Source organism: Candidatus Synechococcus spongiarum (genome assembly GCF_900047545.1).
Taxonomy (GTDB): Bacteria; Cyanobacteriota; Cyanobacteriia; order PCC-6307; family Cyanobiaceae; genus Synechococcus_B; species Synechococcus_B spongiarum_C.
Window position 1 is genome coordinate 1 of sequence record NZ_FITM01000107.1, and the last position, 7,882, is coordinate 7,882.

A 7,882-nucleotide genomic window follows, 5' to 3' on the forward strand; every position below is an offset into this window, starting at 1 on the left:
ATGGCCGATTCCCTTCCCCTGCTTCTGCGCGCCGCCCGGGGCGAACCCGTTGAGCGCACGCCTGTGTGGATGATGCGTCAGGCGGGGCGCTACATGAAGGCCTATCGGGACTTGCGGGACCGTTATCCCACCTTTCGGGAGCGCTCGGAAAACCCCGATCTCTCTTACGAGATCTCCATGCAGCCCTTCGAGGCCTTTCACCCGGACGGGGTGATCCTGTTTTCGGACATCCTCACGCCCCTGCCGGGAATGGGCATTGAGTTCGACATTGTGGAAAGCCAGGGTCCCCTCATTCACAACCCCATCCGCAGCCAGGCCCGGATTGAGGCTCTGCGCCCCCTGGAGCCGGCCGCGTCCATGGCCTTTGCGGGCTCTGTGCTGACGCGGCTACGGGAGGCGGTGGGCACAGCCGCGGCGGTCCTGGGATTTGTGGGGGCCCCGTGGACCTTGGCGGCCTATGCCGTGGAGGGCAAAAGCAGCAAAACCTACGGGGTCATCAAGGCCATGGCCTTCCGCGAGCCGGCCCTGTTGCACCAGTTGCTGGCCCACTTGGCGGACGGGATCGCCGCCTATGTGCGCTATCAGATTGACTCGGGCGCCCAGGTGGTGCAGATTTTCGACTCCTGGGCTGGCCAACTGAGCCCCCAGGATTACGACGTCTTTGCGGGACCCTATCAGCAGCGCCTTATCCGCCAGGTGAAGCAAACCCACCCGGACACACCCTTGATTCTCTACATCTCTGGCAGTGCAGGGGTGTTGGAGCGAATGGCAACCAGCGGTGCGGACATCATCAGCCTGGACTGGACCGTGGACATGGCGGACGGCCTGGCTCGACTCCCCGCCCACCTGGGGGTCCAGGGCAACGTGGATCCCGGGCTTCTGTATGGCAGCCCGGAGGTGATTTGCGCCCGCATTGAGGATACCCTCCGCAAGGCCCGGGGACGACGCCACATTCTCAACCTGGGCCATGGCATTTTGCCCGGCACCCCGGAGGAAAATGCCCGCCTGTTCTTCGCGGCCGGCAAGCGCTTGGGAGCCAAGGCGACCGCTTGAGGTTTCTACCTGCGGATGTAATCCTCTGTCTCGGATGCCTTGTCTCAACCCAGCCGAATTCTGATCACTGGCGCCAGCGGCTGCATCGGCCAGGCGGTGGCGGCCTGGCTGCTGGAGCACAGCAATGCCCAGCTGCTGCTTTGGCTGCGGCAGCCCCAAAAGCTCACCGCCGTTGACCACCGGCATCCCCGCCTGGAACTACTGGTGGGTGATCTGCGCCATCCCCGGCGTTTTTGCCGGCAACTGGCCCTGGTGGATCGGGTTATCCATACCGCCACCGCCTGGGGGGACCCGGCCCGCGCCTGGGCGGTCAACGTGCAAGCCGTCAAGGATCTGCTGGCCTGTCTTGACCACCGGCGCCTCCAGCAGGTGCTCTATTTCTCCACCGCCAGCATTGTGGACCGTGACCTGGAGTTGTTGCCGGAGGCGGAACAGTGGGGAACCGAGTACATCCAGACCAAGGCCATATGCCTGCGCCAGTTGATGGCCCATGCCCTCCGGGACAGGATCGTGGCCATTTTCCCCACCCTTGTTTTTTCCGGCAGGATCGACGGCGGTGGCCCATGGCCCACCAGCTACCTCACTACGGGCCTGAGGCCACTGTTTCAATGGCTTTGGCTGGCCCGCTTCCTGCGCTTGGAGGGCAGCTATCACTTCATCCACGGGGCAGACGTGGCCAGCATCTGCGGTCATCTGCTCACAACCCCCCACCAGCCCGGACCACAGCGCTGGCGGGGCATGAACCGCTATGTGCTGGGCCAGTACCCCCTCACCGTCAATGGCACCGTGACCCGACTCTGCCGCTACCGCCACATGGCCCATCCTCCCGGTGTGCAACTCCACCACTGGTTACTACGGGCTCTGGTGGCTGTGTTCCGCATCCAGTTGAGTCCGTGGGACCGCTTTACCTTGCAGCAACGTCATTTCATTCATCATCCCGTCACCCGACCGGAAAGCTTCGGCCGGGCGTCCCGCTTCCCGGATCTGGAGACGGTCTTGTCTGCCGCCGGGGTCCCTCAGCGGGGCCGCCTGCCGGCCTCTGGCCATGACTTACGGTCCGATATGTAACACTCTCCAAGCCCCATGGCCCCGTTGGGCCTGGCGAATCCGTAAAATCTCTGCCAGTGACTGAGCCCCGCCATGTCTCGCCTTCTGGGAATTTGCCTTGCTACCGTTCTGAGTCTTGCTGGTCTTCTGGGATGGGGATCTGCAGCGACCGCTGCCACCGTTGAGGTGAAAATGGGAACCGATAGCGGCCTTCTGGCCTTTGAGCCTAACACGATGACCATCGGCGCCGGCGATACGGTCAAGTTCGTGAACAACAAGCTGGGTCCCCACAATGCCGTGGTGGAAGGTCACACGGAGTTGAGCCACACAGATCTGGCCTTTGCTCCGGGCGAGAGCTGGGAGGAAACCTTCAGTGAGCCTGGCACCTACAGCTACTACTGCGAGCCCCATCGTGGTGCCGGCATGGTGGGCACCATCACGGTTGAGTGATTCAGCTCCTGGTTGCTAATCACACAAAAAGGCGGTAGACCGCAGTGGCTGGTGCGGTCTACCGCCTGGTGTTGATCCAAAGGGGTTTTTAGGGTGCTGGGTAGAGATTGACCTACCGAGACGCCATGCAGCCCACCCCTGAAACCTTCACCCTCAAGGCCTGGGAGGCCGTCAGTTCTGCCCACACGCTGGCCAAGGCCCGCAAATCCCAGACCCTGGAGAGCGAACATCTGCTGAAGGCCCTGCTGGAGCAGAAGGATCTGGCGGTGCGGATCCTGGAAGCAGCCGCCGTGGACGTGGCCGCCCTGGACAGCAATCTGGAGCAATTTCTGGCCAGGCAGCCCAAGCTGGGTGCCCCTCCGGACACCGTTTCCCTGGGCTCCAGCCTGGATCAACTGTTGGATCGTGCGGAGAAGGAGCAGCAGGCCTGGAAGGATCAATTCATTGCCACTGAGCACTTGGTGCTGGCTCTGTGTGAGGACAGCCGCTGTGGCAAAACCCTGCTGCAGGCCCTTGGCGGGCGTCGTCAAGCCATCAAGGACGCCGTTCAATCCATCCGCGGCAACCAGCGGGTCACCAGCCAAAGCCCGGAGGCCACCTACGAGGCTTTGCAAAACTATGGCTGTGACTTGACTGAAGCAGCCCGTCAAGGGAAACTTGATCCCGTGATTGGGCGGGATGAAGAAATTCGCCGCACCATCCAGATTCTCTCCCGGCGCACCAAGAACAACCCCGTGTTGATCGGCGAGCCTGGCGTGGGCAAGACCGCCATTGTGGAGGCGTTGGCCCAGCGCATTGTGAACGGGGATGTGCCGACGGCGCTGCAGAATCGGCGCCTCGTTTCCCTGGACATGGGTGCATTGATCGCCGGCGCCAAGTACCGGGGTGAGTTTGAGGAACGTCTCAAGGCCGTGCTCAAGGAGGTCACGTCGGGGAAGGACCAGATTGTGTTGTTCATTGACGAGGTTCACACCGTGGTGGGGGCCGGAGCCGCTGGCGGGTCCATGGACGCCAGCAATCTGCTCAAGCCCATGCTGGCCCGGGGGGAACTGCGCTGCATTGGCGCCACCACCCTGGATGAACACCGCCGCTACATTGAAAAAGACGCCGCTCTGGAGCGCCGCTTCCAGCAGGTGGTGGTGCCCCAGCCCACCGTGGAAGACACCATTTCCATCCTGCGGGGCCTCAAGGAGCGCTACGAGGTTCACCACGGCGTGCGCATTGCCGATAACGCCCTGGTGGCAGCGGCGGTGCTCAGCAGTCGCTACATCAACGACCGCTTCCTACCGGATAAAGCCATTGACCTGGTGGATGAAGCCGCCGCCCATTTGAAAACGGAGATCACCTCCAAGCCCGAGGAGATTGATGAAATCGACCGCAAGATTCTGCAACTGGAGATGGAGAAATTGTCCCTCGCCAAGGAGAGCGATGCGGCCAGCAGGGAGCGGCTCACGCGCATCAACCAGGATCTGGCCAACCTGACGGAGCAGCAGCGGGCCCTCATGGCCCAGTGGACACAGGAGAAGGGTGCTCTGGATGATCTCCAGGGCTTGAAGGAACAGATTGAACAGGTGCAGGTCAAGCTGGAGCAGGCCAAACGCAACTACGACCTCAACAAGGCGGCGGAGTTGGAATACGGCACCCTGGCCGAGCTGCAACAGCGTCTGCAGAAGGGAGAGCAGCAACTCCAGGACAACGAGAAAAGATTGTTGCGCCAAACCATCAGCGAGGAGGACGTGGCGGAGGTGGTGAGCAAGTGGACCGGCATCCCGGTCCAACGCCTTGCCCAATCGGAACTCCAGAAACTGTTGGATCTGGAGCAGCGGCTCCAGGCACGGGTGGTGGGACAACAGGAGGCGGTGGGCAGCGTGGCCGACGCCATCCAGCGCTCCCGCGCCGGGCTGGCGGATCCACGGCGCCCTATTGCCTCATTTCTGTTCCTGGGTCCCACCGGCGTGGGCAAGACGGAATTGTGCAAAGCCCTGGCGGAACAGCTCTTTGACGATGAAGCCGCCATCGTGCGGCTTGATATGTCGGAGTACATGGAGCGCCACGCCGTATCCCGGCTCATTGGCGCCCCTCCCGGCTATGTGGGCCACGAGGAAGGGGGTCAGCTCACGGAGGCGGTGCGGCGCAAGCCCTATGCGGTGATCCTGCTGGACGAGGTGGAGAAAGCCCATCCCGAGGTGTTCAACGTACTGCTGCAAGTGCTGGATGACGGCCGTATCACGGATAGCCAAGGCCGGACGGTGAACTTCACCAACAGCATCGTGATCCTCACCAGCAACATTGCCAGCCAGGCCATTCTGGATCTGGCCGGTGACGACAGCCGCCATGGGGAGATGGAAGCCCGGGTCAAACAAGCCCTGGGCACCCACTTCCGCCCCGAGTTTCTCAACCGCATTGACGAGATCATCATCTTCCATGCCCTCCGGAAGCAGGAACTGCGTCGCATCGTGGAATTGCAAGTCACCCAGCTTCAGCAACGGCTGCAAGAGAAGGGCCTGAGTCTGGTACTCATCCCGGAAGCCTGTGACTGGCTGGCCGCCGTGGGCTACGACCCCGTCTACGGGGCTAGGCCGTTACGGCGCGCCATTCAAAAACACCTGGAGACCCCCATGGCCAAAGCCATCCTGCGGGGTGATTTCCGCAAGGGGGACACCATTGTTGTGGAACCGGAGGAGGGGCGTGGCTCCCAGTTGCGAATGGGCAAGGGGGCTCACCCCGAAATGGTCACAGCGGCCCGCTAGCCACCATCCGCCGCCGCGGCTTGCCCAGGCAAGGAAACGGTGTCCTCCGGCAGAGGCTTGGCGGCGCCAGCGATGGGGCGCACGGAATTGGCCATGACAGCCGAGCCCTCGCTGAGTTTTTGGCGTACAAGGTTGTCGATGGTCTGCCGGAGCGTCTCGTCCTGCTCCAGGCAGCGGACGGTGTTGTCCCGCCCCTGGCCCAGGTTGTCCCCTCCGTAGCTGTACCAGCCCCCTTTGCGCACCACCACGCCTGTTTCCTCGGCCAGATCCAGCAAACACCCCACGGCACTGATGCCGCGACCAAATTCAATATCGAATTCCGCCACCCGGAAGGGGGGCGCCACTTTATTCTTGGCCACCTTCACCTTGGCGCGGATGCCGTATTCCTTGCCGGAGCGTTTCAAGGTCTGGATGCGGCGAATGTCCAGCCGCACCGAGGCATAGAACTTGAGGGCGTTGCCCCCGGTGGTGGTCTCGGGATTGCCGTAGACCACCCCGATCTTGAGGCGCAACTGATTCAGGAAAATCACCGTGCAGCCGGACTTGCCGATGTTGCCGGTGATTTTGCGCATGGCCTGGCTCATGAGTCGCGCCTGACTGCCCACCGACACTTCCCCCATCTCCCCCTCAATCTCCGAGCGGGGCGTGAGGGCCGCGACGGAGTCCACGACGATCAAGGCCACGGCGCCGGAGCGCACCAGTTGATCCACGATCTCCAGGGCCATTTCCCCTGTATCCGGCTGGGAAATCAGCAGGTTTTCTACGTCCACCCCCAGGGCGGCCGCATAGACGGGATCCAAGGCATGCTCTGCATCCACAAAGGCCGCCACGCCTCCCTGTTGCTGAACCTGGGCAATGGCGTGGAGGGTCAGGGTGGTTTTGCCGGAACTCTCCGGGCCGTAGATTTCCACAACCCGGCCTTTGGGATAGCCACCCCCCAAGGCCAGATCTAGGGGCAAGGCGCCGGTGGGGAAGGTCTCCACCCGCATCCGGGAGGCATCCCCCAGACGCATAATGGAGCCCTTGCCGAAGTTGCGCTCAATCTGGTTCAACACCAGCCCAAGGGCCTTATCGCGGGACTGGGCGTCAGCGGAGGAATTGGAGTGAACAGCCATGGTGAAAGGAGAGGTCTTCTCTTCTAAGGATGTATTCCCACGTTTGCCAGGGTTGCCACATCCGGGGGAGAAAGTACGTTTGAACCATAACAGCCCAGTCTCAGGCCGGCCAGGCGGGGAACGGGGCACAAAAGGTGGCGTGATCCAGCCAATGGGTGGGGGGACGGAGCTGCTGCCTGTCAGCATGACGCAGGTAGCCCCAGGCGGCCAAGTAACAACCAACACCTGCAAGCTGGGGATCCGCCGTCACCTGCTCCAGGGTGGGGAGCCGATCTTCCACAAACCAGATGGGTTGCCGCTGCTCCAGCAGGCGTCGCAACACACGGACTTTGGGACCCTCCTCCCAACCGTAGATGGCTGTGGGCTGGAGACCGTCCTGCGCTAGCAAGGCGGCAGCAAACTCCCATCCCTTAGTGGTGACCACAACCCATTCCACCCCCTCAGCGGCACAGCGGCGTAAACGCTCCGCCACGCCGGGATAAAGACGGTGCTGGGCCAGCCAACCCCGGGGATCACGGGCGAGGCAAGCACTGCGGTGACGCTCCAGGGTATACTGCAGTGCCGCCGAGGATTGCCCCGACCGCGCCTGCCACTGCCGTAAGGCAGCAGGATAGTCCCGGAGAAACGCTTCCGCAGGGGCGCCGTAGGCCAGGGCCCAGGTCACCACAACCATCTCCCAACCCCTATGCACCCAAGGGCGAATGGACCGGAACGCCGGTGGAACCTCCCCAGGGGGTCCAGCCCAGGGGGCACCCAGGCCCCGCGCCGCCGCAAGGCTGCTCCTCCAGTACTCTTCCATGCCGTCCACAAGGACCCCGTCCAGATCCAGGGCAAGAACAGCGGGACGGCTCATGGCGGCAGGGTTGGGAGGACACGGGCTGTTCATGGGGGAGCGACGGGTGGCGGGCAGCGCGAACATCAAGCTGTCCTGCCTTGCTCAAGTATGGCCAGCAACGGCATTGCCGCATTCCCACGCAAGCGGTAATCCATGGTGCAACACCTGATCACCCCGACCGGCTCCAGAGGCATCCCAGTGGTGGCGGCGTCAGGGGATTGGCCTTCTTGAGGGGAATTGCATGCTTAAGAGCAACCTTTTCCACGGAACGCCATCTCGCCATGGGGAAGGAGGTCTTTGCCCATGGGCTGCCGTCAGGGCTGCAGGAGGGTTTCCAGCGCCCGGTCCAGCTTTCTGTTCCGGAATTGGAAGTCAAGTGCTTAACAAGATGGGAGGGAGGCGGACCAATAAAATTGCCCACTGAGGAGAGCTCTGAACCTGGTGAGCATCAGCCAGCGCTTTGCGCCGACCCCTCTTGCCTGCATCCGGCACCTGGAGGAGCAGCGCTGGGGCCAGCAGCCCTGTTGTCCTGATTGCGGGAAGCCACCATAAAAAGCCAGTTGTGGCAAGGGTTGACAGGGGCCAGTGGCCGTGTTCAGGTGGGGAAATGGCGACTGTTCCTGGTCCCCTGA

Annotated in this window: 6 protein-coding genes; 4 read left to right on the top strand and 2 right to left on the bottom strand. The window is 62.7% G+C overall.

The window, feature by feature from the left end; all coding sequences use genetic code 11:
* The 4 genes from hemE to clpB all read left to right on the top strand — a co-directional run bounded on the left by hemE (nt 1) and on the right by clpB (nt 5,300).
* On the top strand, nt 1–1,053 hold the full coding sequence (gene hemE / locus FLM9_RS04625) for a uroporphyrinogen decarboxylase (protein ID WP_074457479.1): 1,053 nt from the start codon (nt 1–3) through the stop codon (nt 1,051–1,053).
* Between the two features lie 39 nt (nt 1,054–1,092).
* Nucleotides 1,093–2,121 (top strand): NAD-dependent epimerase/dehydratase family protein, encoded by a 1,029-nt coding sequence (locus FLM9_RS04630; protein ID WP_074457480.1) that lies wholly within the window; start codon nt 1,093–1,095, stop codon nt 2,119–2,121.
* A 72-nt stretch (nt 2,122–2,193) separates the two neighbouring features.
* A complete protein-coding gene (petE, locus tag FLM9_RS04635) occupies nt 2,194–2,550 on the top strand; it encodes a plastocyanin (protein ID WP_074457481.1) in 357 nt (118 codons plus the stop codon).
* 125 nt (nt 2,551–2,675) lie between these two features.
* Nucleotides 2,676–5,300, top strand: coding sequence for an ATP-dependent chaperone ClpB (clpB, locus tag FLM9_RS04640; protein ID WP_074457483.1), 2,625 nt, complete (start codon nt 2,676–2,678; stop codon nt 5,298–5,300).
* Here the strand turns inward: clpB and recA are convergent.
* Nucleotides 5,297–6,415: a recombinase RecA gene (gene recA, locus FLM9_RS04645; RefSeq protein ID WP_074457482.1), complete on the bottom strand. Its 1,119-nt coding sequence runs from the start codon at nt 6,413–6,415 to the stop codon at nt 5,297–5,299. The two genes, clpB and recA, sit on opposite strands and share 4 nt — an antisense overlap.
* A gap of 100 nt (nt 6,416–6,515) precedes the next feature.
* Nucleotides 6,516–7,268: an HAD family hydrolase gene (locus FLM9_RS04650; protein WP_074457484.1), complete on the bottom strand. Its 753-nt coding sequence runs from the start codon at nt 7,266–7,268 to the stop codon at nt 6,516–6,518.
* Nucleotides 7,269–7,882: the final 614 nt, after the last annotated feature.

Coding starts and splice junctions, on each gene's coding strand:
- recA (WP_074457482.1), bottom strand. CDS start 6,415: ATGGCTGTTCACTCCAATTCCTCCGCTGACGCCCAGTCCCGCGATAAG.
- FLM9_RS04650 (WP_074457484.1), bottom strand. CDS start 7,268: ATGAGCCGTCCCGCTGTTCTTGCCCTGGATCTGGACGGGGTCCTTGTG.
- petE (WP_074457481.1), top strand. CDS start 2,194: ATGTCTCGCCTTCTGGGAATTTGCCTTGCTACCGTTCTGAGTCTTGCT.
- hemE (WP_074457479.1), top strand. CDS start 1: ATGGCCGATTCCCTTCCCCTGCTTCTGCGCGCCGCCCGGGGCGAACCC.
- clpB (WP_074457483.1), top strand. CDS start 2,676: ATGCAGCCCACCCCTGAAACCTTCACCCTCAAGGCCTGGGAGGCCGTC.